This window comes from Pseudomonas sp. V98_8 (assembly GCF_029967975.1).
GTDB classification, from domain to species: Bacteria; Pseudomonadota; Gammaproteobacteria; order Pseudomonadales; family Pseudomonadaceae; genus Aquipseudomonas; species Aquipseudomonas umsongensis.
Map to the genome: position 1 here is coordinate 109,082 of NZ_JASCAE010000003.1, position 24,506 is coordinate 133,587.

Consider the following 24,506-nt stretch of genomic DNA (forward strand, 5'->3'; position numbering starts at 1 on the left):
CGCCGAAGGCTTATTTCAAGCTGCCAGCCAGGAACTGCTGGAGGCGTTCGGACTGCGGGTTGACCAGCACCTCTCGCGGGTCGCCACGTTCCTCGACCTGGCCCTTGTGCAGGAATACCAACTGGTTCGACACCTCGCGGGCAAAGCCCATTTCGTGGGTCACGACCACCATGGTCCGGCCTTCCAGCGCCAGGTCCTGCATGACCTTCAACACTTCGCCGACCAATTCGGGGTCGAGTGCCGACGTGGGCTCGTCGAACAGCATGACCTCCGGTTCCATCGCCAATGCCCGGGCAATCGCCACGCGCTGTTGCTCACCTCCGGACATATGCGCCGGCCAGGCGTCCATGCGGTGTGCCACGCCGACCTTGTCCAGGTAGTGCTCGGCCTTTTCCCGCGCCTGTTTCTTGTCGATGCCCAGTACATGCACCGGTGCTTCCATGACGTTTTCGAGGGCACTCATGTGCGACCAGAGATTGAAGTGCTGAAACACCATCGATAACCGCGAACGCATGCGTTGCAGCTGCCTGGGTTCGGCAGCCTTGAGCCCGCCGAGCTTGTTGCTCACCAGCTTGAGCTGTTCGCCATTGAGCACGATGTCGCCGGCGTTGGGTTGTTCCAGCAGGTTGATGCAACGCAGGAAGGTGCTTTTGCCCGAGCCGCTCGAGCCGATGATGCTGATGACGTCACCGGCTTTCGCCTCCAGGGACACGCCCTTGAGTACTTCATGGGTGCCGTAGCTTTTGTGCAGGTCCTTTATTTCCAGCTTGTACATGGTTCTGACTCTCTGTTATCAGTCGCTGAGCAAGCGGCCTTGGCGAATGGGGGTACTGCCGGCAATTTTCGCCAGCCACAGGCCGGGCTGGGCAAAGCGCAGGCGTTCGCGGGCGTAAAGAATGCCGTCGGTGCTGGCACGCACCACGCTGTGCTGGTCGGTGAGTGGATCAATCACTTCGAACAGCGGATCGCCGACCTTGACCCGGGCCCCCAGCGGTTGCAGATAACTCACCACCCCCGGGTGTGGCGCGTAGGCGTACTGCGCACCGGCGAACGGTGTCGCTTCACACCTGCCCGGGGGCGACGCAGGCCAGTCACCGCTGATCAGGCCTTGCTCGGCGAGATAGCCGAGAATGGCTTGCGCGCTGTCGGCACACGTTTCGCGTTCGGTGTCAGCCATGCCGCGCAACTCGATAGTGGTGGCTACACATGCCAGGGCAATATTGGCTTCAGGGAAGCGCTTGGCCAGTTGCAGCCAGGGAAGTGCGCAGGCTTCATCGAAGGCGCTGCCGCCCGCAGCCTCGGCCAGCAGGGCAACGCCGGCGTCCAGGCGGGCGGCCAACGAGCGCAGGCGTGGCCAGTTTTGCGGCATGGCATACAACAGCATGATCGACTCGAAGTCGCAGTGCAGGTCCAGCACCACATCGGCGTCGCAGGCATGCTGCAGCAACAGGCGACGCAAACCGTCGAGCTCCGAGGTCGCTGCCGGCAGGTTGGCGAGGGCATCGCCCATGGCGCGGCGGATCAGGGCGACGTTGGCATCGGCATCGTCGCCCAATTGACCTTCCAGTCGCTGCGCCACGTCCTCGCCGAGTTCCGGGAAGTCGCGATTGAAATTCTTCCCGCTGGAGAACTCGAAGCGACCTTGGTGCGTGGCCTGGAACATCTGGGCGATACCGATCGGATTGGCCATTGGCACCAATTCGATCACCCCGTTCAGGCGACCTTCCTCTTCCAGCGCCTGAAGGCGGCGCTTGAGTTCGATGGCGACGCGCATCCCCGGCAACTCATCGGCGTGCAGGGAAGCCTGGATGTAGGCCTTGCGCACACCGCTGCCAAAACGGAACAGCGAGAGCTTTCGTTCTGTGCCCGAGGCACTCCACGGCAACAGGTATTGAATGTGTTGCATGAGACTCCTTAGTGCTTGCGCGGTGCCAGGTAGGCCAGCCAGTGGCGCTCGGCCAGCTTGAACAGACGAACCAGGATGAAGGTCAGGGCCAGATAGATCAGGCCCGCGGTAATGAACGCCTCGAACGGCAGATAGAACCGTGAACTGACCGTTCGCGCGGCTCCCGTGATATCGACCAGCGTGACGATCGACGCGAGGCTGGTGGTTTGCAGCATCATCAGCACCTCGTTGCTGTACTGCGGCAGCGCTCGACGCAGGGCCGACGGCAGGAGAATCCGCCGGTACAGGGTCAAACGCGACATGCCCATGGCTTTGGCGGCTTCGATCTCGCCGTAGGCGGTGGCCTTCAGGCTGCCGGCCAACAGTTCGGCGCTGTAGGCACTGGTATTGATCGCAAAAGCCAGGCAGGCGCAAAAAGTTGCACTGGACAGGTACGGCCAGAGCGCGCTTTGGCGTACCGCTTCGAACTGCGCCAACCCGTAATAGATCAGGAACAGTTGCACCAGCATCGGCGTGCCGCGAATCGCGTAGGTGTAGAGCCAGGCCGGGAAGTTGAGCAGCGGCGAACGGGATACCCGCAGCAACGCAATGGGAATCGCCAGCACCAGGCCAATGGCCAGGGAAATCAGCAGGACTTTGAGGGTCACCAGCGCGCCATTGAAATACAGCGGCAGGTTTTCCCAGATCAGGTTGTAGTCGAGAATCATGCCTGTGCTCCCCGTTACAGTTCGGCGGCTTTGACGCCGACCGAGTAGTGTTTTTCCAGATAGCGCAGCCCCAGCAACGACACGCTGGTCAGCATCAGGTAGAGCGCGGCGACGGTGAGGAAAAACGTGAACGGCTCATGGGTGGCGTCCGCTGCGTTCTTGGCCTTGAACATCATGTCCTGCAGGCCGATCACCGAGATCAGCGCGGTGGATTTGGTCAGCACCAGCCAGTTGTTGGTGAAGCCGGGAATGGCGAAGCGAATCATCTGCGGCACCAGGATCCGCCAGAACACCTGCAGGCCGCTCATGCCATAGGCCGCGCCGGCCTCGCCCTGGCCCTTGGGGATTGCCATGAAGGCGCCACGAAAGGTTTCCGAGAGATAGGCACCAAAGATGAAACCCATGGTGCAGACGCCAGCGATAAAGGGATTGATGTCGATATAGCGGGTGTAGCCCAGCGCGAGGGCAAGCCGGTTCACCAGATCCTGGCCGCCATAGAAGATCAGCAGGATCAACACCAGGTCGGGAATCCCGCGGATCAGGGTGGTATAGCCTTCACCCAGTACCGCCAGCCATTTGAAGGGCGACAACCGAAAGGCGGCGCCGATCAGGCCCAAGGTAATGGCCAGGGTCATGGAGGTCAGGGCCAGGTTGATGGTCAGCCAGGCGCCATCGAGAATGCTCGATCCGTAGCCGTGGAGCATGATGAAGTTCCTCAAGCGCGCGCCGCGAGGCGCGCGAGACAAGCCAAGTGGCGCCCGCACAGGCCAGCGCCAGGGTCTGGGGTAAAGGCTTATTCGCCGTAGATATCGAACGCGAAGTACTTGGCCATCACTTGCTGGTACTTGCCATTGCTTCGGATGGCGTCAATTGCCGCACTCAGGCGTGCAACGTTCGTGCTGTCGCCTTTACGCACTGCAATCCCGGCGCCTTTGCCGAAGTATTTGGGGTCGTTGATGTCGGGTCCGACCAGGGCAAAACCTTTACCCAACGGCGTCTTGATAAAGCTCTCATCGGTGTTGACGATATCGGCGAGGGTGGCGTCCAGGCGACCCGCCGCCAGGTCGAGGAAGGCTTCATTCTGCGAGGAGTAGCGAACAATCGAGGCGCCGGCTTTCTCAAGCTGTTCGGTGGCGAAACGGTCATAGGTCGAGGAACGCTGGACGCCGACTTTCTTGCCCTTGAGATCGACCAGCGGGTCGTTGATCACGTTGCCGGCCTTCATCGCGAACTTGCCCGGCGTGTGGTAGTACTTTTTGCTGAAGTCGACGGATTTCATGCGGTCCTCAGTGATCGACATCGACGACAACACCGCATCGATCTTGCGCACTTTCAGTGAGGGGATCATGCCGTCGAATTCCTGGATGACCCATTCGCACCTGACCTTCATTTCTTCGCACAGCGCGTTGCCGATGTCGTAATCGAAACCACTGACATTGCCCTCCGGCGTCTTGAAGGAGAAGGGCGGGTAGGCGGCTTCGATACCGATGCGCAGGCTGTCTTCGTCCGCCTGTGCCAGCAAGCTTGCGGCGCACAGTGCCAGAGTACCTAGAAGTTCTGTCTTGTTCATATTGTTGACTCCCTGGATGAGGTGTTTGGGTGTTGCGCGCAGCGATTGTCCGATCTGTCGAAGGGGACTGCTGCGGGGATTTGCGAGGCTATAAATGGCACATAAAATTTCATAAATCAAACAAATGAAAAAAAACATATCAGTCGCGGGCAAAAAATGCCAAAGCGTCACTGTCACTATTGGCAAGTCAGGCCCGGGCAAGACTCATGTGCAAACGCTCAGGCGGGCTTGATGGCCGATAGCCGATTTTTGCTGGATCCAGGGAGGGGACACGGGGTGGTAAGCGGACACGAATGCGGCCGCTGGCTCGCGGGGAAACTGCGCCCCGCGTTGTCAATTTCAGCGAAAAAACCTGCTGTTCACTTGTACTTGATCACGATCCCTTTGAGTTTGCGGCCGTTGACGGTCTCCACATCGCGAGCCCATAGCGGCCCGTTGAGATAGGCACCTACCGGCTGGATATGGTCATAGACCACCACCACGGCATCGCCACCGAGCTTGGCGGCTTCTTCGCGCAGTTTCTGCTCGACCTCGGTAATGGGCGGGGCAGGGTCAACACTGGCGTCGATCAATATTTCGCCTAGCCGAACATGCGGGCGCAAAGGCTCGGAGCGCAATACGACGACTTCACTGGGCAGTGTCGGTGCGGGATGTTCCACGCCAACGTAGGCGGTGGTCTGGGCATCGACTGTCGCGCAACCGCTGAGTGCCAGCAGGGTGGCGGCGAGCCCTCCTGCCAGCAGCGACAGTTTGAGACGGGTGGACCATGACGGGTCATGGGTGTGCATGGTGGTTTCCTCCGAAGGGCCGCTGCCACACGGGTAGCTTGTTGACGGTAGCAGACGGCCCGGGAGTTGCCAGAGTGCCCGACCGTTCCAGGCCGGAGCTGTTTGAAGACTTGAACAGCGTTTCTGCGCACGATGCTGTTACTGGTCCTTTTCGCAGTTGATCATCCACGACACGCCAAAGCGATCGACCAACATGCCAAAACGCGCGGCCCAGAAGGTGGCCTCGAGCGGCATTTGCACCTTGCCACCTTCGGACAGGGCTGAAAACACCTGTTCAGCCTCCTGGATGCTGTCGACATTCAGCGAAATCGAACAACCGCTCATCTCATCGGTGGGGCGATCGGGAGTGGTGTCCGAGCCCATGATCGCCTGGTCTCCCACGGCCAGCCGGGTGTGGATGATCAGGTTGTGCAGATCCTTGGGGACGTGCTCGGCGGCAGGTGTTTCGCCGAAGGTCAGCATGGCTTCGAGCTGGCCCTTGAGGCTTTCGGCATAGAAGGTGAATGCGGCTTTGCAGTCGCCGTTGAAGATCAGGTAGGGATTGATTTTCATGATTGCGCTCCCGGTCAGTGGAAGGTACACATCGAATTGGACGCTGGGTGCAAGCGCGAATTCCGATGGCATCGACTGGGCAAGCAAAGCGCTAAAACGCGGAGGCAGCCTGGGTATCTTTAGATATTTTCTCGATAGGGCGCGCCAGGCTTATAGCCTCGCTCGTGCGCCGCGGCGCGAGCACGCGCTCGATGGCACCGCCGACCAGGTTCTCCAGCAGTTCATCGTGCTCGCTTTCGTCCAGCGAATGGGCGGTCAGCCAGCTGGGTGCGCTGTTAAGCAGGGCGGCGATGGCATGGCCGGCCGCCAGGAGACCTGATTCACTGAACCTCGAACGAGCGCCGAGCAGGACCATCAACTGGCGCTCGTATTGCTCGCGCAATTTTTGCACCCGAGCCTGCTGCTCTTCGTTCAGGCAACCGCTGTCGCGCTCCACCAGGCGATAATGCCAGGGCAAGTCGCGATGTAAATTCACGTGCGCGCGAATCAGGCTGTTGAGTCGGTCGCGCTTGGCCGGCGCCTGTTGCTTGATGCGCCCCAGCGTGGCCAGCAGCTCTTCGTAAAACTCTTCGATCAAATCCAGCAGCAGGTGCTGTTTGCTCGGGTAATGGTGATACAGCGAGCCCGGGGAAAGCCCCAGGCACGTCGCGAGCTCGCGCATGCCCACCTGACCGAAACCCTTGCTGGCGAACAGCTCCAGCACCTTGTCCCGGTATTCGGCGAAACGCGAGCAACGCTCAGGCATAGGCATGGAAGCCGCGCCCCGTCTTGCGTCCCAGGTAACCGGCGGCGACCATTTCCTTGAGCAATGGCGCCGGGCGGTATTTGCTGTCGTTGAAGCCCTCGTAGAAGGCTTGCATGATCGCCAGCAGCGTATCCAGGCCGATCAGGTCCGCCAGGGCCAGCGGGCCGATAGGCTGGTTGCAACCCAGGCGCATGCCGGCGTCGATGTCCTCGGCGCTGGCCAGGCCTTCCTGCAGTACCAGGATCGCTTCGTTGATCATCGGCACCAGGATCCGGTTGACCACGAACCCCGGGCGGTTGCCGGCGGTGATTGCGGTTTTGCCCAGGCGGGTCGCCATGTCCAGCGCCAGGGTGTGGGTGGTATCGCTGGTTTGCAGGCCGCGAATGACTTCGATCAGGCCCATCACCGGCACCGGGTTGAAGAAGTGCAGACCGATGAAGCGTTCAGGCTGGCTGACACTGGCTGCCAGCTGGGTGATCGACAGCGACGAAGTGTTGGAGGCGATCACGCACTCGGCGCTGACCTGCGCGGCAATCTGTTGCAGCACCCGCAGTTTCAGGTCGAGGTTCTCGGTGGCGGCTTCGATCACCAGTTGCGTATCGTGCAGGCTGCTGTAGTCGGTGCTGGTGCGGATCTTGTCGAGGGCGGCGTTTTTTTGCTCGACGCTCAGGGTTTCCTTGGCGACCTGCCGGTCAAGGTTCTTGCCGACGGTGGCGAGGGCTTTTTGCAAGGCAACCTCGCTGATGTCCAGCAGGGTCACGTTGAAACCGGCCAGGGCGCAGACTTGAGCGATACCATTGCCCATGGTGCCGGCGCCGATCACGCCAATGTTTTGCAGATTCATGTTGCCGTCCTTTCGATAAACCTTGCGATACCTTGGCCGTCGTGATGGCCGAAAGCGTACTATTGCCGCGAGTCTAGAGCCGGCGCAGTGGTTGGCCTATGCCGAAACTGTTCAACGGCACTGATGTTTTTTGCCATTTCGGGTGATGGGGAGCGAAGCGTTCGCATGCGGGAAAAGGACTCGGTAGCCGCCTACTTCGTGCAGGCGATGATCCACGGGCTGGGGGACGATCCACAGCGAGTTCGGGCTGTGCTGGAACAGGCCGGTATCGATCCGGCGCTGATGCAGGACCCCACCTCGCGGGTGTCAGCCAATGCCTTTGCGGCGTTGTGGCTGATTCAGATCCGCGAGCTGAATGACGAGTTCTTCGGGCTCGATTCCCATGGCATGCCGCCGGGCGCATTCGCCCTGATTTGCCGCGCCTTGATCCAGGAGCCCGACCTGCACAAGGCCATGCGCCAGTGCCTGGCCAACTTCGCCCTGTTCCTGCGGGATTTTCGCGGCACGCTGACCGTGCGCGGCAAGCGGGCGGTCATCAGTCTGGACAGCCAGGCGGCCAACGAAGACGTCAGCCGATTCGGCGAAGAGACGTTCCTGGTGTTGATGATCAGCCTGCTCTGCTGGCTGGGTGGGAGGCGCATCCCGATCGACCGCGCGGACTTTCGCCATGCGCGCCTGTCACTCAGCGATGACCGTTTGCTCTGGGGGCCGAACCTGACCTTCGGCGCCGAGCGCACCGAAATCGAGTTCGCCAGTCATTACCTGCGCCTGCCGGTGGTCCAGGACCTGGCGTCGCTCAAAGTGTTCCTGCGCACCGCGCCACAATGGCTGGTGATCCGCTTTCGCAACCAGCACGGCCTGGCGTCGCAGGTACACCAGCGCTTGCGCAACAGCCATTACAGCCAATGGCCGACCCTGCAGGCCTTTGCCCTCGAACAGCACCTGAGCCCCAGCACCTTTCGCCGAAAACTCGAACGCGAAGGCTGCTCCTATCAGGAGATCAAGGACGAGGTGCGACGCGCGGTGGCGTTCGAACAGTTGCGCGGGAGCCAGGCCAGTATCGGCGATATCGCCGAACAACTGGGTTTCCAGGAGCCAAGTGCATTTCACCGGGCGTTCAAGAAGTGGACAGGAGAGAGCCCGGGGCGGTATCGGGCGCGGTTTCAGGAGTAGAGTCGAAACGTCTGTCAGACATGCCTGATTTTACCTCGGGGGCGGGGCCGAGTCCGTTGCAGGTTGTAAAGTGTGGCTCCATGGAATTAAAAAAAATGGAGTCAGACGAAGTGAGCCAGATCGAAAATATCGAAACCGAATCGTCACGCTCGGCACCCAACCGCTATGCCCAGTTGAGCGGGAGTCTTAAATGGCTCAACGATCGTGCCTGGCCATTGAGCGTCGGTATTCTGCTCACGGCCGGGCTTTACCTGTATCAGTACATTCTGGAAGAACAAATACCGTTGAGCATTACATCTTCGGCGGTCCTGGCTGCGCTACCGGCGATGTCGGCGATTCTTGTATTTATCATCTCTGTATTGGTTGCCTTTATCCTCTCGCCGATCTTCGTACTGTTTCATCGATTGAACGCTTCGGATAAGCGCCTCAGCGACGATTTCAGTTTCGAGCAGAGGAGCGCGGAGCAACGCGCGCGCCATTTGCGGCTCTTGGGACGCTGGGGCGGTGGCCTGTTGATCCTCGGGGTATTTTGCGGGCTGCTTACGGGTGTTGGCTTTCAGGTCACGGGTAATGTGTTTTGGACATGCGCGGCGATATCGGGCGCCGGCCTGACAATTTTTGTTTACTACCGATTCATCACGCTCGGTGTGGAAGGCTCGGTATCCACTGACTTTCGTATGGCCTGCGTGATGTCTGCATTTGTGCAGATTGGCGTGATTCTGAACGTCACCATTGTGGTAATGGAAATTGCCGGCCGTTACGTCAGTAGCCTGTGGTGGCTATTGCTTCTGGTGCCAGGCGAGTTGCTGTTCTTAGGGTTGATCCAGCTACTCGGCGCGCTGTTCGTGGTGAAAATGCGCGGCCATGAGCATCCTGTGGCCTTTGTAGCGATAGGGGTGATGGTAATGGTCGTTGTATTGGGGCTGTATCCAGCATCGAGTGCCAAACTGGGCGGGTTTGCGTTGCAGGTATCGTCCTCCGGGGCACGCAATTGCGCCGTACTGGGCCTCGGCCCGGAGAGCAAAGGCCTTGAGGCAATCATGGACCCGGACAGGCCTGGATTCAGTCGCCCGTTTCGCATACTCGCCGAGGCGGATGGCATCTACTTTGTACGGCCCTGGAAGACAGACTCCAAATTCATTCAGTTTGTGCCTCGTGCCAGCCTGACCAGCATTGATGCATGCCCGCTAGACCGCAAATCCGCCAGGCAAGCTGCCCGAGAAAGTTTGCCGAACTGAAGCCGGGTGCCTCATATCCTCTCCAGATCGAGATGTTGGATGAAGCGGTGCGCGGTTGTGAACAGGGCTGTAGCGCGGTTAAGAACCATGGCGCATCATCGTCCTTTTTTCTGCGAACTTAACCTTTATGCATGCGGCTGCCTTGAACCGCCTTACCACGCTTCTCGACCAGGCACGCCGTGCCTTGCTCCTTGTCTGGGGCACATCCCGGGGGCTGTTTCTGGGGCTGGTGCTGGCAACGCTGGTTGCCGGTGTACTTCCGGCGCTGGCGGCATGGCTGGGCCAGCGGATTGTCGACGCCGTGGTCTTCGCCATGCAATTGCACGCGCAGCAGGGCAGTGCGCCGTTGTGGCCGGTGCTGCGCTACGTGTTGTTGGAAGCGGGTGTGCTGGCCTTGCTGTCCGCCACCCAGCGGGCGCTGTCGGTACAGCAGTCGCTGTTGCGGGTGCAGCTGGGGCAGAAGGTCAACACCATGATTCTGGAGAAGGCCCAGACGTTATCGCTGGTGCAGTTCGAGAATTCGGAGTTCTACGACAAGCTGGTGCGGGTTCGGCGCGAAGCCTCGACCCGGCCGTTGGCGTTGGTGATGAAGTCGCTGGGGCTGGTCCAGAACCTGATCGTGCTGATCAGCTTCGGTGTGTTGCTGGTGCATTTTTCGCCTTGGGCCCTGGTGTTGCTGGTGGTCGGTGCGTTGCCGGTATTTTTTGCCGAGGCGCACTTTTCCGGCGATGCCTTTCGCCTGTTTACCCGCCGCGCACCGGAGAGCCGGCAGCAGAACTACATCGAGACGTTGCTTTCCCATGAGGGCTACATCAAGGAGGTCAAGCTGTTCGGGTTCGCGCCGCTGCTGTTGCAGCGTTACCGCGACACCTTTGCCAGGCTCTACGCCGAGGACCGGCGGCTGACCCTGCGTCGCGATGGCTGGGGATTTGCCCTCGGCCTGCTGGGCACCGCGGCGTTCTACCTGGCCTATGCCTGGGTGGTAGTCGATGCGGTCCACGGCAGTATCAGCCTCGGCCAGATGACCATGTACCTGGTGTTGTTCAAACAGGGACAGGCGGCGGTGAGCAGCAGCCTGAGCGCCATCAGTGGTTTGTACGAGGATGGTCTCTACCTGTCGAGCCTCTACGAATACCTGGCCGAACCCGTGGTTGCCGACACCGGTCATCTGACCGTGGGCGCGGTGCCTGGCGATGGCCTGCGCTTCGAGAACGTCGGTTTCCGTTACCCGGGGGCCAGTCGCGCCGCGCTGACGGGCATCGACCTGCACCTGGTACCGGGGCACAGTGTGGCGCTGGTGGGGGAGAACGGTTCGGGCAAGACCACGCTGATCAAACTGTTGACCCGGCTGTATCGGCCCGATCAAGGCCGCATCCTGCTGGACGGCAGCGATCTGCAGGCTTGGGAGGAAGACGCGCTACGCCGGCGGATTGGGGTGATCTTCCAGGACTACATCCGCTACCAGTTTTCCGTCGGCGAGAACATCGGCGTGGGCGATACGCTGGCGTTCAAGGATGAGCAGCGCTGGCAGCAAGCCGCCGCCGAAGGCATGGCCGCGCCGTTCATCGAGCGCCTCGATCGCGGCTACGCCACGCAGTTGGGGCGCTGGTTTGCCGGAGGGCTGGAGCTGTCTGGCGGGCAGTGGCAGAAAATCGCCTTGTCGCGTGCCTACATGCGCCGCGATGCCGATATCCTGATCCTCGACGAGCCGACCTCGGCACTCGACCCGGCGGCGGAAGCGGCGGTGTTCGAGCATTTCAGCCAGCACACCCAAGGTCGCATGACCCTGCTGATCTCCCACCGTTTTTCCAGCGTGCGCAACGCCGATCACATCATCGTGCTGGATCAGGGCAGCATCCTCGAACGGGGTGATCATGCCACGCTGGTCACGGCCGGAGGGCGTTACGCGCAGCTGTTCGATCTGCAGGCCCGGGGTTATCGATAACACTCAGGAATCCTCGGCACCCCGTGAACCCTTAGCCCCGGCTATCTGCGGTTTTGCCCGCATCAGGCCTTCGAGTGCCTGGCGATACTGGCTGCCGCCCAGGCTCATGCTGTTGTTGTGCGTGCCGCCGGGTATCAGCAACAAGCGCTTGGGTTCATTGGCCGCATTGAACAACTGCTGACTGAAGCGTGACGGCATGAACTGATCGGCGAGGCCATGGACCACCAGCAACGGCATGTCGATGTCGACAATCTTGTCGATGGAGTCGAACTTCTGCGACAGCAACCAGCGCACCGGCAACCAGGTCACCGGCAGGTTGTTGCCCGCGACTTCAGTGACGGCATCGCCCAGTGAGGTGAAGGTGGATTCGATCACCAGGCCGCGCACCGGGACCGGGCGTTTTGCCTTTTTCGCCTGGGCGGTCAGGTCCGCCGCCAGGTCGATGGCCACCGCGCCACCCAGGGAGTGTCCGTAGATCAAGCGCTTGCTGGCATCCGGTTGCATCGCGGTGAAACGATCCCAGGCGGCCCGGGCATCTTCGTAAACGCTGGCTTCCGACGGCAGGTCACCCTGGCTCTGTCCGAATCCGCGATAGTCGATCGCCAGCACCGAGTAGCCCATGGCTCGCAACTGCTCGATGCGAAAGGCCTGGCCGGTCAGGTTCCAGCGTACGCCGTGCAGGTAGAGAATCGATGGCGCGTCACGGCGTGCGGCCGGCCACCACCAGGCATGCAGGTTTTGCCCGGCCTTGAACCCGACGGGCTTGATGTCGAACTCCTGTACGTCCCCAGGCAAACCGCGATACCAGTTGGCCGTGCCCGGTTCAATGCGAAACAGCAACTCGCGCTCTTTGTACTTGAGTGCGCCGCAACCCACGGGCAGGCCAACGATCAGCGCAGCCATGCACAGTAGCGGCAGCCAGCGCAGGCGCAGACGAGTGAGAAGGGCAGTGGCCATCGGGTGGTTCACCGGTACGGACATGAAGTGCGCGTTTTAACAGATGCGCGCGCGGGGTGGGGGAAAATGCGACTTGTGGGAGCGGGGTTGCTCCAGGCGGCGCTGCGACGAAGGCGATGGCACAGTTGACATTGATGCTGTCTGACACACCGCCATCGCCAGCAAGCCGACTCCTACAGGTCCACGCGCAGCACGATTTTGCCGATGTGGTCGCCGGCTTCCATCCGCGTATGGGCCTGCGCCGCCTCGGTGAGCGGATAAACCTGGTCGATCATCGGCAGGCAGCGCCCGGCCGCCAGCACCGGCCAAACGTATTCGCGCAACTGTTCGGCGATCGAGGCTTTTTCTTCCCGGGTGCGCGAACGCAACAGCGAACCGGTGACCACGGCGCGCTTGGCCATGATCGCCAGCAAATCGACGTCCTTGCCGAAGGCACCGCCGAGGAAGCCCAGCATCACCAGTCGACCTTCCATGCCCAACGCCGCGATATTCTGGTTCAGGTACGAGCCGCCCATGATGTCGAGGATGACATTGACGCCTTTGCCGGCGGTTTTTTGCGCAATGACCTGGACGAAGTCCTGATCGCGATAGTTGATCGCCTCGGCGCCCAATTGGCGGATTACCGCACACTTTTCCTCACTGCCCGCCGTGGCGAATGCCTTGATGCCGAATTCGCGGCACAACATCAGCGCGGTGGTGCCGATGCCGCTGGTGCCGCCGTGGATCAACGCGCGCTGGCCCTTGCTGGCGCCGCCCATGTCGAACAGATTGGCCCACACCGTAAAGAAGGTCTCCGGGACCGCCGCCGCTTGCACCCAGTCCATGCCTTCGGGTATCGGCAGGGCCTGGCTGGCCGGGACCACGCAGTACTGCGCATAGCCGCCGCCATTGGTCAGCGCACAGACCTTGTCGCCGACGATAAAATCACTGACTTTCGCGCCAACGGCGACCACTTCACCGGCCACTTCCAGTCCCGGGATCGGGTTCATGCCGGGTTTCATCGGGTACTTGCCGGCGCGCTGGATCACGTCGGGGCGATTGACCCCGGCGGCGTGTACGCGGATCAGCACTTCACCGACGCCCGCCGTGGGCAAGGGTACCTGGCGCGGTTGCAGGACTTCGGGGCCACCCGGTTGGGTGATTTCAATCAAGGTCATGTCTTTAGGCAAATTCATTGCATATACCTGTGTGGAAAATCAAAAGATCGCAGCCTGCGGCAGCTCGTACATGGGAATGCAGACATCTGTAGGAGCTGCCGCAGGCTGCGATCTTTTGACCTTCATGGGCAACTGGCCTGAACAACAGGGTCAGGTCGATTCATCAAGCGCACCGCCAACTCCAGCAACAACGCCATCACAATGGCTCCGGCCGCAATTTCGAACATCAGCCCATGATGGCCGCCGCTGGCATTGAACAGGGCCGAATACGCGAAACCGGAAATGGCCTGGAAGGTGGCGAAGGACACAGTGGCGCGACTCCAGACCACCTGTTGCTGATGATGCCCAGGGACCAGTTCGTGAACCCGTGCCAGTGCCAGCGGCACGATGCCGGGTGGGAACGATCCGAGGATCAGCGCCAGCACGGCCAATGAGGCGAAGGCGCTGGATACCGACAGCGCAGCCACGGCAATCGCCTGCACCAGCAACACCAGGCGGATACTGCGCTTGGCGCCCAACTGATCCGCAAGAAAACCATAGCTCACCGGCCCGACAATCGCGCCGAGGCCGTACATCACCCAGATCAGTGCGCCGACATGTTGCCCGGCGCCGAGGCCGCGAGCCACGTAATCCACCAGGAATACCATGGCCGGCACCAGCCCCGCCGCCATGAGTGCGTATTGGGCGAACAGCAGGTAGACACCCGGGTGGGTGCGGGTCGGCGCGCCATGGTGCGTCTCTGTCGTCATTGCCTGGCGTGCGACCGCCGGCCAGCCAAACCAGCTGATGGCGGTCAGGATCAGTGCCAGCAAACCGAGGCCGAGCCAGGTTTGCTGCAGGCCCAGGCTCAGCAACGGCGGAACGATCGTTCCCGAACCGGCAATGCCCAGCCCTATGCCGAGAAAGATCGCGCCACTGGCCAGGCCTCGGCGCGAGGCGGGCACATGGGGCAACACCGTGGCCGCCACCAGCACCATGATCGCGCCGCCGGCGACACCGTAGAGTAAACGCCAGCCGAAAAACCAGCTCACCGACAAGGGGAACGCACAGGCGAAGAACGACAGGGTGACCGCCAGCATCATCAGCCGCAGTGCGCTTTTGTTGGACGTGCGACGTGCCAGCGGCTGGCCGACCAGTGCACCGACCAGGTAGCCCACCAGGTTGGCGGCGCCGAGGTACACCACGTCGCTGGCGGAAAACCAATGGGCCTGGATCAGCGAGGGAATCAACGGCGTATAGGCAAACCGCGCCAGGCCGATGCTGACCAGGCTGGCGCACAGGCCGGCAAGGATCGGTAGCCAGAATGCGTTACGTGGGGTGTTCGTGGGAGTGAGCATGAGCGCTCTCCTGCAGATTTTTTACTGGTGATCAGCTTAACCAACTTCTGTGATGCACTAATGCAGCGATTTCGCGCTATGGTGATGCGTAAATGCATCTGATGGAGGACCTGATGAATTGGGATGACGCACGGGTGTTTCTCGCGGTCTGCCGCGAATCAACACTGCGCGGTGCCGCGCGGGTATTGGGTGTCGATCAGGCCACGGTGGGACGGCGCATCACTGCGCTGGAAAAATCATTGAGCGCCACGTTGTTCCTGCGCACCAGCGACGGGTACGCGCTGACAGCCGTGGGCGAAGCGGCGATGCGCGCGGTTGAGAAAATGGAGCATTCGGCTCTGGAACTGCAGCGGCGCATCCAGGGCCTCGACGACCGGTTGACGGGCATCGTGCGGGTGACTACGACCGACTCTCTGGCCATCGACTTCCTGATCCCGGCCGTCGCTCGCTTGCATCAACGTCACCCCGACGTGCGGGTGCAACTGGACGCCTCGACACAAATCTTCAGCCTGGCCAAGCGCGAAGCCGACATCGCCGTGCGCAATACCCGGCCGGACAACCCGGACCTCATAGCCCGGCGAATCGCCCGTTGGCCGGTGGGCCTGTTCGCCTCGCAAGCCTACGTGGACGCCCACGGCATACCCGAGCCGGGCTCGGCGTTCGATGGGCATGATCTGGTGGTGTATCAACCGTACCTGCAGGCCGGCAAGGACATGACACTGGTCAACGAACCCGTGGTGCGCGGGCGGATCGCCGCGAGCTTGAATTCCAGCCTGCTGGTGCGGCGTTCGATTGCCGCGGGGATCGGGATCGGGGAAATTTCGGTGTACATGGGAGAGAAGGATGGACTGGTCCGGCTGTGGCCGGAGCGCACGCGCACGTTACCGTATGACGTGTGGCTGGTGACCCACGCGGACCTTCGGCATACCGCGAGGGTCCGTGCGGTGATTGATGAGATTGTCGAAGGTTTTTCCGGGACCTTGTAGGAGCGAGCATGCTCGCGATAGACGTTACCGATGACGCTATAAACCTGACACCCCGTGGCGTGCTCAGGTTTTTCGTCGGAACGCCACCCGGAGCATGGTCGCTCCTACAGGTTTATTACGGCATTTCTGGCAGTTCTTGCGGCCGCAGATCGAACACCAGCACCTCGGCATCCACCCCATTGCTCAGGGTCAGCAACTGTTCTTCGCGAACCCGCACACCGTCGCCTGCCTGCATCGGCACGCCGTTGAGTTCGACGTGACCGCGCGCCACATGCACGTAGGCGTAGCGATTGGCGGCCAGTTCCAGGGTCGCAGTTTCCTTGCCATCGATCAGGCCGGCATACACTCGCGCATCCTGGCGCACTTTCAGTGAGCCCTTGGCGCCATCGGGGGAGATGATCAATTGCAGGCGACCGCGCTTCTTCTGGGTGCTGAAGTGTTCTTGCTGATAGCGCGGTTTGGCTCCGCTGACGTCCGGGACGATCCAGATTTGCAGGAAGTGCACGGGGCGCGAGTCCGAGTGGTTGTACTCACTGTGCGCCACGCCGCTGCCGGCACTCATCAACTGTACGTCGCCGGGACGGATCACCGAGCCAGTGCCCAAGGTATCCTTGTGTTCCAGCGCACCCTCGAGCACATAGGAGAAAATCTCCATGTCGCGGTGCGGATGCTGGCCGAAACCCTTGCCGGCTGCCACGCGGTCATCGTTGATCACCAGCAGGTCGGAAAAACCCTGTTCCTTCGGGTTGCGATAACTGGCGAAGGAAAAGGTATGGAACGACTTCAGCCAACCGTGATTGGCCAGGCCACGATCCGATGCTTTGCGAAGGGTCAGCATGATGAAATCTCCTGTGGGGACGTCAATTCGTCCGAGTGAGGAGAAGGTTAATATTTATCGATTGATGCAATAAGTAGCTGAAAATTGAAATACTGTCTCTTTCAAGTTGACAATAATGCGTCTGAGGGCCCGCTCCCACAAGTGCGCAGTACATATCCTTTTTTTCCAGTGATGTTGAACCCATGAAAACTGTCGCAATGGTGCTGTTTCCCGACTTTCTCCTGCTCGATATGGCCGGGCCCATGGAGGTGTTTTCCATTGCCAATCGTTACTTGAAACCCGATGACCACTATGTACTGACGACCCTTGGCACCGAGCCCGGCGCCTTGAGGGCGTCCAATGGCGTGAAGGTGCAGGCGGACCTGCCTGTCGACCAGGCCTGTGATGGCTTTGATTTGCTGCTGGTGCCCGGTGGGCCTGGTGCCTACAACGAAAAACATCCGCCCTTGCTCGAGTGGCTCAAGCACAACGTCAGTCGATCGAAAACCTATGGTTCGATCTGTACCGGGGCGTTTGTGCTGGGACACGCCTGTTTGCTCGACGGCTATCGCGTGACCACCCACTGGCATTACACCGACCGGTTGATCAAGGCGTTCCCCCAGGCCACGGTCGAGACCGACCAGATTTATGTCCAGGACCGCAACCTCATCACTTCCGGCGGCGTCACCGCCGGCATTGACCTGGCGCTGGCGGTGGTCGCCCAAGACCATGGCAAGAAGGTTGCCCAGGACGTGGCCAAGGTGTTGTTGGTGGTCATGAAGCGCCAGGGTGGCCAGGCGCAGTTCAGCCCGTTGATGGCGGCAGTGGCTGCGCACGAAACGGCGATTACCCGGGTGCAGAACCATGTGCTCGAACATCTGGACGAAACCTTCAGCATTGAACGCATGGCCGGCCTGGCGAATATGAGCCCGCGGCATTTCGCCAGGGTCTTCGCCCGGGAAGTGAACATGACACCCATGGAGTTTCTGCAAAGCGCACGTATCGACTGCGCCAGGAGCCTGCTGGAATCCGGTGACTTGCCGCTCAAGACCGTAGCGTTCAAAAGTGGATTCGGCAGCGTGCGGCACATGCGTTTCCTGTTCAGTGAAAAGCTTGGCCTGACCCCGACCCAGTATCGTGAGCAATTCAGCTAGCCCTTGTCCGTCGTGCGCACCCTAATGGCCGTGACGCTCCCCCCGTGGCTGTTGTACCGTCACCCGGGCCTGCCAAGATACCGCTGAGCTCATTGCAATGAAGGCACGCAGCGCCTGGAAGGTTCTGCGTGCCGTGCAGTTTTCCAGCGGGTGACAGTGGATGAACAGCCTTACAAACGTAACCAGCGACGCGGTGTTGCACTTCGGTCCCTACGCGTTCCACCTCCAGCAGCGACTGGTCCTGGAAGGTGATCAGCCGTTGCGCCTGGGCGGGCGCGCGTTGGATATCCTGCAGGTGCTGGTCGAGCGTGCAGGCTCGGTGGTCAGCAAAGACGAGCTGATCGCCCGGGTCTGGCCAAGGTCGGTGGTCGAGGAAATCAACTTGCGCGTGCACATTGCGGCGCTGCGTCGGGTCTTTCGTGACGGACAGGGCGGGCACGACGGGCAATGCTACATCGCCACTATTCCTGAACGTGGCTACAGCTTTGTCGCGCCAGTGCGACAGGCGCTGGAGGTGACTCCATGGCCCTGCGACGCCTTTGCGAGCCCGGCGCACAATTTGCCGGCACGGCTTACGCCCATTACTGGTCGCGACGCAGTTGTCGGCAGTCTGGTGCGCCAGTTGCCGGTGCGCCGTTGCATGACACTGGTCGGGCCCTGTGGCATCGGCAAGACCACCGTTGCGCTGCGTGTCGCTGAATTGCTGTTGCAGCACTATCGCGATGGCGTGTGGCGGGTGGATCTGGCGCTGATCGATGACCCGGCGCAACTGGTCGAGCATCTGACGCGCACCTTGCCGCTGGGCATCGGAGCGGACGTGGACGCGCTGGGGCGCTGGCATGCATTGCTGGTCCTGGACAATTGCGAACACCTGCTGGAAGGCTGCCGGACGTTGGTCGAGGCGTTGCTGACGTCGGCACCTCGCCTGTCGATCCTGGTCACCAGTCGTGAACCGCTGCGGGTCACCGAGGAAGTGCTCCTGCCTTTACCGCCACTGTTGGTACCCCCCGCGTCGGCATTGTGCAGTCTCGATGAGGTCATGAGTTATTCGGCGGTGCAGCTGTTCGTCAGCCGCGCCCGAGCTCGCCAGCAAGGATTTGCCCTGCGCGAGCAGGACCTCAAGGCTGTGCGCGAAATCTGTCGGCGACTCGATGGTTTGCCCTTGGCCATCGAGCTTGCCGCCGCGCAGATCGATGCACTGGCGCTGGTGGGACTGCAGGCGCAACTGGATAACTGTTTTCAGATGCTGACCCAGGGGCGACGCACGGCAGTCCCGCGGCACCAGACCCTGAAAGCGGCCCTGGACTGGAGCTATGAGCGGCTGGCACCGATGGAGCAAACCGTGTTGCAGCGTCTGGCAGTGTTCAAGTCGGCGTTTACTAATGACGCGGCGCTGGAGGTGATCAGTTGCGCAATGCTGCCGCCGTCGAGTCTGGCCAGCACCATGGAGAGCCTGGCGCTCAAATCGCTGGTGTCGGTGGAGCAAGTCCGGGGTGTGACCCGTTATCGCTTGCTCAATACGACCCGCTGCTATGCCCTGGAAAAACTCGAACAGAGCGGGGCCTTGCGCACCTACGAAATGCGCTACGCCGGCTACGTCAGTCACAGCCGCCGACCTTCAGCCAGGCCCATGGCCCTGCAACTCTGCGAGTAACCGTTGTACAGCGACCAGGTCCGGGGTGGCATGGCCTTCGGTAAACCGCTGGTAGACCGGCGACAGCAACTCCCGGGCTTGTCGGTAGCGGCCCTGGCGTTGCCAAAGCCGCGCCAGCGAGGTGGCGCTACGCAGCTCCCAGGCCAGGGCACCCTGGGCTTTTGCTATGTTGAGCGCCTTGATCAACAGGGTCTCGGCGGTACAGTTTTTCACCGGGCAATCGGCCGCCAGCAGCGCATTGGCCCTGGCCCGCAGAATCTCCGCGGTGCTCCAGCCTGCCGCGCCGGTTTCGGCGCGTTGCAGTAAATCGTCATCGACCAGGCCGCTGTCGAGGGTGACCATGATTTCCTTGATCAAACCCGCACCCGGACGAGGTGACGCCTGGGCGTCGGCACTGTCGATGACCTGCGCATAGTGTCGAGCCCAGGTATGGAACAGCAGCACCGAGTGCTTCTGCGCTTGCTCCAGCAGCAGGCGCAAGAGTTCGCGAGCGGTTTGCCTGTCGCCGTTGTAATGGGCGATCAGGCAGCCCGACAGGGCCAGGGTGTAGCAGATCGATGTGCCATGGTTGATCTGCAGCGCAACGTCCAGCGCCTGCCGGGCCGTACGCCAGGCTTGCTCGGGGTGGCCTTGAATCCAGAGGATGCGGGCCAGGATGGTCAGGGCGGCGACGCTCTGGTCGTATTGCACGCCAAACCCATGGGTGAAGCGATTGAGATGACCGCTGTGGGCCATGCGCTGGATCACCTCTTCGGCGTTCATCCGCGCCCGTTGCTGGTCGCCGGCAAAGTGCAGGGTCAGCACGCGCAGGCGATGGGTGCTCAAGGACAGTGCGGCGTCATTGTGCAGCCCCAGTCGGTCGAATTGCTCGCTCTGTTCCAGGGCCATTTGATAGTGGCCGCAACTGAGGTTGACGGCCAGGTGCCCGGAAATGGCGCGCAACTGACCGGCCACATCGTTGCAGTGAATGGCCAGGGCCCGTGCGCTGACGAAGGCTTCGACGGTTTGCGCAGTGCCGCCCTGGGTGTGATAACTGGTACTGCCCAAAGCCAGTTTCAGCAGCATTTTCAAGCGCGGACAGGGCTCGGGTGCTGCGTCGAGGAGCGTCAGGGCCTTGCGCACATAACCGCCGTACTCGTTCAGTAGCGACAGTTCCTGCCACAGTGGCGTGGATGTCGCGGTCAGGCGGATCGCCAACGCATGCGGGCCTGGCGCAGACAGCCCCCAGTCGAGCGCCGCGCGCAGGTCTTCGAGGCTGCGGGCATACCGTTCGATCCATTGCCCGGTGGGAATATGCTCCCAGTCGTTTTGCGCCTGCTGCATCAGTACCAGGCATCTCTGGGCGTGACGGTCGCGGGTAGCGGGCAATTCAGCGCACTGTTCGAGTTTTTCCAGGGCATAACTGCGGGTGGTGTCGAGCAGGCGGTAGAAAACCGCTTCGTCACCGACGTCCACGTTCAACAGCGACTTGGCCACCAATTGCGTGATCGAGCCAAACACCTCGCTCGGTTCAATGTGTTCACCCACGATCACCGCCGCCGCCGATTCCAGGGTAAAGCCACCGCGGAAGATGCCGAGTCGACGCAGGCAGGTTTGTTCGCAGGCATTGAGCAGGTTGAAGCTCCAGTCCAGCGTCGTGCGCAGGGTCTGGTGCCGGCCCAGGGTCGTCGGGTTGCTGTGGGTCAGTCGGCCAAAGCTTTGCTGCAACTGCGTCAGCAAACCCTGCAGGCCAAGGTTCGCGACCTGCGCGGCCGCCAGTTCCAGGGCCAGCGGAATACCGTCCAGGCGCCGGCAGATATCGATCACCAGCGGCAATTGGGCGTCGGTCAGTTCAAAGCTGTCGTGGTTGGCCATGGCCCGCTCGACAAATAGCTGCACTGCGGAAAAACCCAGCGCTTGGGTGTGGTCCAGCACGGCAATGGGCGGAGGGCAGTCCAGTGATTCCAGGCGCTGCACGTATTCGCCTTCGGCTCGCAGGCTCTCGCGGCTGGTGGCCAGGATATGCACCTGCGGCGCGCCACGCAGCAGGCTTTCACACAGCAATGCCAGGCTGTCGACCAAGTGTTCGCAGTTGTCGATGACCAGCAACATATGCCGTTCGCGCAGGAACGTGGCGAGGCTGTTCATCGGTTCGCTGTCGTGCAGGGACAGTTCCAGCACTGCCGCCAGGTGACCGCAGACCATCGCTGGATCGTTGATCGGTGCCAGGTCCAGCAGGCGGATGCCATCTCGGTAATGGCCGATCAGTTGCTCGGCAACGCGCAGCGCGACCGTGGTCTTGCCGATACCGCCGGGGCCGACGAGGGTGATGAAACGCTGGCGTGGCAGCTGCGCCACCAGGTTGTCGACCAGCACCTGACGACCGATCAGACGGGTGCTGCGCAAGGGCAGGTTGTGGCCACTCAATGTCCCGGCGTCGCTGTGTAGGCCTTGCCCGCTGTGCTCCAGCGCGCACGGCGCAACAAAGCTGTAGCCACGCTGGGCCACGGTGACAATGTAGCGCTGGCCGGCCTGACCGTCGCCAAGGGCTTTGCGCAAGGCTGCCATGTGTACCCGCAGGTTGATCTCTTCCACCACGCTGTCGGGCCAGACTTGCGCCATCAAGTCCTGCTTGCTGACAACCTTCCCGGCGTGCTCCAGCAGGATCAACAGGATGTCCATGGCGCGTCGGCCCAGGCGCAGGGGCCGTTCGGATTCCATCACCAGACGTCGTCCGGGGTAGATCCTGTAGGGGCCGAAATGCACAGCCTGTTCGGGGGCGAGGGTCAACGGTTCACTCCTGTATGCATGCGTCTGGGACGCGCTTTTCGAGCATATTCCTCAGGTTTTTGCCGCCTTGCAATGCGCTGCGCGAGTGACTGTTGCTCAAACGCATTGAATGTCGTGTATCAGGTAATGGCGGGCGGTCCCGTGAACATTGGTCGAAGATGCATTAAACCGGGTCGCCGGGGCTTTTGGCGTGCCTGGGAAAATTAACAACGTTTAACTCGTCGTGCGTCCGGTCTACGCCAAGACTGCGAACCCTAAATGGATTCTACATGTCTGGAGGACGCCAGAGATGAGCAGCGTGGTGGTGGTCTATCACAGCGGTTACGGGCACACCCGGGTCATGGCCGAAGCCGTGGCCCAGGGTGTGCAACGGCACGTGGGTAGCACCTGCCGACTCATTGCCGTCGAAGACGTGGGCGAACACTGGGCGTGTTTGCACCACGCCGACGCGATCATTTTCGGTGCCCCGACCTACATGGGCAGCGCTTCGGCAGCCTTCAAGGCCTTCATGGAGGCTACGGCGGCGTTTTACCTGGCGCAACCCTGGCGCGACAAGCTGGCTGCCGGCTTCACCAATTCCGGCTGCCTGTGCGGCGACAAACTCAACACCCTGCTGCAGATGGCGGTTTTCGCGGCCCAGCATTCGATGATCTGGGTCGGCCTCGACCTGCTGCCCGCGCGCTCCGCCACGGGCGAATTCGACGGCCAGATGAACCGGCTGGGCAGTTCGTTGGGCGCCATGGCCCAGTCGAATGTCGAACAGTCCCCCGACCTCGCACCGCCCGCCGAGGACCGCTGCACCGCGGCACACCTGGGCGAGCGCGTGGCGCGGCTGGCCGAGCGAATGCGCCGCACATCCGATTGATTGACCTCAACCCCACGTAAGGAGCACACCCCATGAGTACGTTCACCACCCGCGACGGCACCGAGATCTATTTCAAGGATTGGGGGAGCGGTCAGCCGATCGTCTTCAGCCACGGTTGGCCACTCAATGCCGACAGTTGGGAATCGCAGATGTTGTTCCTGGCCACCCAGGGCTACCGCGTCATTGCCCACGACCGCCGTGGACATGGCCGTTCCAGCCAGCCATGGTTCGGCAACGACATGGACACCTACGCCGATGACCTGGCGCAATTGATCGAACACCTGGACTTGCACAACGTCGTGCTGTTCGGCTTCTCCACCGGTGGCGGTGAAGTGGCGCGCTACATCGGTCGTCACGGTACCGGGCGGGTGGCCAAGGCCGGGCTGATTTCCTCCGTGCCACCGCTGATGCTCAAGACCGACGCCAATCCCGGCGGCCTGCCGATCGAAGTGTTCGACGGCATTCGCCAGGCTTCGCTGGTGAACCGCTCGCAGCTGTACAAGGACCTCGCCAGCGGCCCGTTCTTCGGTTTTAACCAGCCCGGCGCCACACCGTCCCAGGGCATGATCGACTGGTTCTGGATGCAGGGCATGACCGCCGGCCACAAGAACGCCTACGACTGCATCAAGGCATTCTCGGAAACCGATTTTACCGAAGACCTGAAGAAATTCGACGTGCCGACGCTGGTGGTGCACGGCGACGCCGACCAGGTGGTGCCGATCGAGGCCGCGGGTATCGCGTCGGCAGGATTGGTGAAAGATTCGCAGCTGTTGGTCTACCCTGGCGCGCCCCATGGCCTGACAGACACCCACAAGGATCAGCTCAACGCCGATCTGCTGGCATTCCTCAAGGGTTGATGTATGCCGGCGATGGCGTTCGCGAAGTCGCCATCGCCGGCTCTTGCAGGGATGTTTGTGCGGGTGAGGCGGGAAGGGCGCGTACTGTGCGGCAACGCCAGGCAAACGGATTGATGCCTTCACTGCGGGTGAACATGTGGCAGAAATGCGCCTGGTCGCAGAAGCCGCATTCGAGGCTGATTTGCGTCAGGCTCAGGTCAGTGTGCTGGATCAGCAGCTTGGCCCGGGCGATGCGTTGTTGGCGGATCCATTCCTGGGGTGAGCAACCGGTGCTGCACTTGAACGCCCGGGAAAAATGACTGCGCGACAGCGAACAGGCCTGGGCCAGCTCGGTCACTTGCAGGGTTTCTCCGAGGCGCTCGAGGATCAGTCGTTTGACCAACCGCTCGCGCTGCGGACTGAGGCCGCTGGTGCTTTTGCCTTGTGTGTGTGCGACTGCCGCGCGGGCGGCGCTTTGCTGCAACTGAGCCATGGCGAATGTCCGT

At 61.5% G+C, this 24,506-nt stretch carries 23 protein-coding genes; 8 read left to right on the top strand and 15 right to left on the bottom strand.

Features of this window, described 5'->3' with window-relative positions:
• Window positions 1-10: 10 nt before the first annotated feature.
• The 9 genes from QLG10_RS03570 to QLG10_RS03610 form a co-directional block, all read right to left on the bottom strand.
• The gene (locus QLG10_RS03570) at window positions 11-775 is read right to left on the bottom strand and encodes an ATP-binding cassette domain-containing protein (RefSeq protein ID WP_110753784.1); all 765 of its coding nucleotides are present in this window, start codon (window positions 773-775) and stop codon (window positions 11-13) included.
• Window positions 776-793: 18 nt separating this feature from the next.
• Window positions 794-1,906, bottom strand: coding sequence for a succinylglutamate desuccinylase/aspartoacylase family protein (locus QLG10_RS03575; RefSeq protein WP_282485531.1), 1,113 nt, complete (start codon window positions 1,904-1,906; stop codon window positions 794-796).
• 8 nt (window positions 1,907-1,914) lie between these two features.
• Window positions 1,915-2,613 (bottom strand): ABC transporter permease, encoded by a 699-nt coding sequence (locus QLG10_RS03580; protein WP_110753780.1) that lies wholly within the window; start codon window positions 2,611-2,613, stop codon window positions 1,915-1,917.
• A 14-nt stretch (window positions 2,614-2,627) separates the two neighbouring features.
• Entirely contained in the window at window positions 2,628-3,317 is a 690-nt protein-coding gene (locus tag QLG10_RS03585) for an ABC transporter permease (RefSeq protein ID WP_282485532.1), read from the bottom strand.
• 89 nt (window positions 3,318-3,406) lie between these two features.
• Window positions 3,407-4,183 (bottom strand): ABC transporter substrate-binding protein, encoded by a 777-nt coding sequence (locus QLG10_RS03590; protein ID WP_188263556.1) that lies wholly within the window; start codon window positions 4,181-4,183, stop codon window positions 3,407-3,409.
• 359 nt (window positions 4,184-4,542) lie between these two features.
• Window positions 4,543-4,971, bottom strand: coding sequence for a hypothetical protein (locus QLG10_RS03595; RefSeq protein WP_188263555.1), 429 nt, complete (start codon window positions 4,969-4,971; stop codon window positions 4,543-4,545).
• Between the two features lie 138 nt (window positions 4,972-5,109).
• Entirely contained in the window at window positions 5,110-5,523 is a 414-nt protein-coding gene (locus QLG10_RS03600; RefSeq protein ID WP_033045217.1) for a VOC family protein, read from the bottom strand.
• 91 nt (window positions 5,524-5,614) lie between these two features.
• Entirely contained in the window at window positions 5,615-6,274 is a 660-nt protein-coding gene (locus QLG10_RS03605; protein ID WP_282485533.1) for a TetR/AcrR family transcriptional regulator, read from the bottom strand.
• The gene (locus QLG10_RS03610; protein ID WP_282485534.1) at window positions 6,261-7,112 is read right to left on the bottom strand and encodes a 3-hydroxybutyryl-CoA dehydrogenase; all 852 of its coding nucleotides are present in this window, start codon (window positions 7,110-7,112) and stop codon (window positions 6,261-6,263) included. The genes QLG10_RS03605 and QLG10_RS03610 overlap by 14 nt, the downstream gene beginning before the upstream one ends.
• 165 nt (window positions 7,113-7,277) lie before the next feature.
• Here QLG10_RS03610 and QLG10_RS03615 point away from each other — a divergent pair, with 165 nt between their 5' ends.
• The 3 genes from QLG10_RS03615 to QLG10_RS03625 all read left to right on the top strand — a co-directional run bounded on the left by QLG10_RS03615 (window position 7,278) and on the right by QLG10_RS03625 (window position 11,468).
• Window positions 7,278-8,285, top strand: a complete 1,008-nt coding sequence (locus QLG10_RS03615) for an AraC family transcriptional regulator (RefSeq protein ID WP_110753768.1) — start codon at window positions 7,278-7,280, stop codon at window positions 8,283-8,285.
• An 80-nt stretch (window positions 8,286-8,365) separates the two neighbouring features.
• Complete coding sequence (locus QLG10_RS03620) at window positions 8,366-9,523, top strand: hypothetical protein (protein WP_146235760.1); 1,158 nt, start codon at window positions 8,366-8,368, stop codon at window positions 9,521-9,523.
• A 127-nt stretch (window positions 9,524-9,650) separates the two neighbouring features.
• Window positions 9,651-11,468 (top strand): ABC transporter ATP-binding protein, encoded by a 1,818-nt coding sequence (locus QLG10_RS03625; RefSeq protein ID WP_110753758.1) that lies wholly within the window; start codon window positions 9,651-9,653, stop codon window positions 11,466-11,468.
• A gap of 3 nt (window positions 11,469-11,471) precedes the next feature.
• Here QLG10_RS03625 and QLG10_RS03630 read toward each other — a convergent pair whose 3' ends face one another.
• The 3 genes from QLG10_RS03630 to QLG10_RS03640 form a co-directional block, all read right to left on the bottom strand.
• Window positions 11,472-12,425: an alpha/beta fold hydrolase gene (locus tag QLG10_RS03630; protein ID WP_282485535.1), complete on the bottom strand. Its 954-nt coding sequence runs from the start codon at window positions 12,423-12,425 to the stop codon at window positions 11,472-11,474.
• Between the two features lie 173 nt (window positions 12,426-12,598).
• Window positions 12,599-13,600, bottom strand: a complete 1,002-nt coding sequence (locus QLG10_RS03635) for an NAD(P)H-quinone oxidoreductase (protein WP_282485536.1) — start codon at window positions 13,598-13,600, stop codon at window positions 12,599-12,601.
• A gap of 104 nt (window positions 13,601-13,704) precedes the next feature.
• Complete coding sequence (locus tag QLG10_RS03640) at window positions 13,705-14,919, bottom strand: YbfB/YjiJ family MFS transporter (protein WP_282485537.1); 1,215 nt, start codon at window positions 14,917-14,919, stop codon at window positions 13,705-13,707.
• Between the two features lie 113 nt (window positions 14,920-15,032).
• On the opposite strand from QLG10_RS03640, the gene QLG10_RS03645 reads away from it, so the two are divergent.
• Entirely contained in the window at window positions 15,033-15,905 is an 873-nt protein-coding gene (locus QLG10_RS03645) for a LysR family transcriptional regulator (RefSeq protein ID WP_282485538.1), read from the top strand.
• A 115-nt stretch (window positions 15,906-16,020) separates the two neighbouring features.
• Here QLG10_RS03645 and QLG10_RS03650 read toward each other — a convergent pair whose 3' ends face one another.
• Window positions 16,021-16,743 (bottom strand): pirin family protein, encoded by a 723-nt coding sequence (locus QLG10_RS03650; RefSeq protein ID WP_188263544.1) that lies wholly within the window; start codon window positions 16,741-16,743, stop codon window positions 16,021-16,023.
• 182 nt (window positions 16,744-16,925) lie between these two features.
• On the opposite strand from QLG10_RS03650, the gene QLG10_RS03655 reads away from it, so the two are divergent.
• Both QLG10_RS03655 and QLG10_RS03660 read left to right on the top strand, forming a co-directional pair.
• Window positions 16,926-17,876 (top strand): GlxA family transcriptional regulator, encoded by a 951-nt coding sequence (locus QLG10_RS03655; protein ID WP_248678379.1) that lies wholly within the window; start codon window positions 16,926-16,928, stop codon window positions 17,874-17,876.
• A 160-nt stretch (window positions 17,877-18,036) separates the two neighbouring features.
• The gene (locus QLG10_RS03660) at window positions 18,037-19,530 is read left to right on the top strand and encodes a winged helix-turn-helix domain-containing protein (protein ID WP_188263542.1); all 1,494 of its coding nucleotides are present in this window, start codon (window positions 18,037-18,039) and stop codon (window positions 19,528-19,530) included.
• Here QLG10_RS03660 and QLG10_RS03665 read toward each other — a convergent pair.
• Window positions 19,495-22,299: a winged helix-turn-helix domain-containing protein gene (locus QLG10_RS03665; protein ID WP_282485539.1), complete on the bottom strand. Its 2,805-nt coding sequence runs from the start codon at window positions 22,297-22,299 to the stop codon at window positions 19,495-19,497. The two genes, QLG10_RS03660 and QLG10_RS03665, sit on opposite strands and share 36 nt — an antisense overlap.
• Before the next feature lie 289 nt (window positions 22,300-22,588).
• Between QLG10_RS03665 and QLG10_RS03670 the strand changes: the two genes are divergently transcribed.
• Both QLG10_RS03670 and QLG10_RS03675 read left to right on the top strand, forming a co-directional pair.
• Entirely contained in the window at window positions 22,589-23,164 is a 576-nt protein-coding gene (locus QLG10_RS03670; protein WP_110753740.1) for a flavodoxin family protein, read from the top strand.
• A 32-nt stretch (window positions 23,165-23,196) separates the two neighbouring features.
• The gene (locus tag QLG10_RS03675) at window positions 23,197-24,021 is read left to right on the top strand and encodes an alpha/beta hydrolase (protein WP_110753738.1); all 825 of its coding nucleotides are present in this window, start codon (window positions 23,197-23,199) and stop codon (window positions 24,019-24,021) included.
• Here QLG10_RS03675 and QLG10_RS03680 read toward each other — a convergent pair.
• Window positions 24,011-24,493 (bottom strand): AraC family transcriptional regulator, encoded by a 483-nt coding sequence (locus QLG10_RS03680; RefSeq protein ID WP_248678382.1) that lies wholly within the window; start codon window positions 24,491-24,493, stop codon window positions 24,011-24,013. The two genes, QLG10_RS03675 and QLG10_RS03680, sit on opposite strands and share 11 nt — an antisense overlap.
• Window positions 24,494-24,506: the final 13 nt, after the last annotated feature.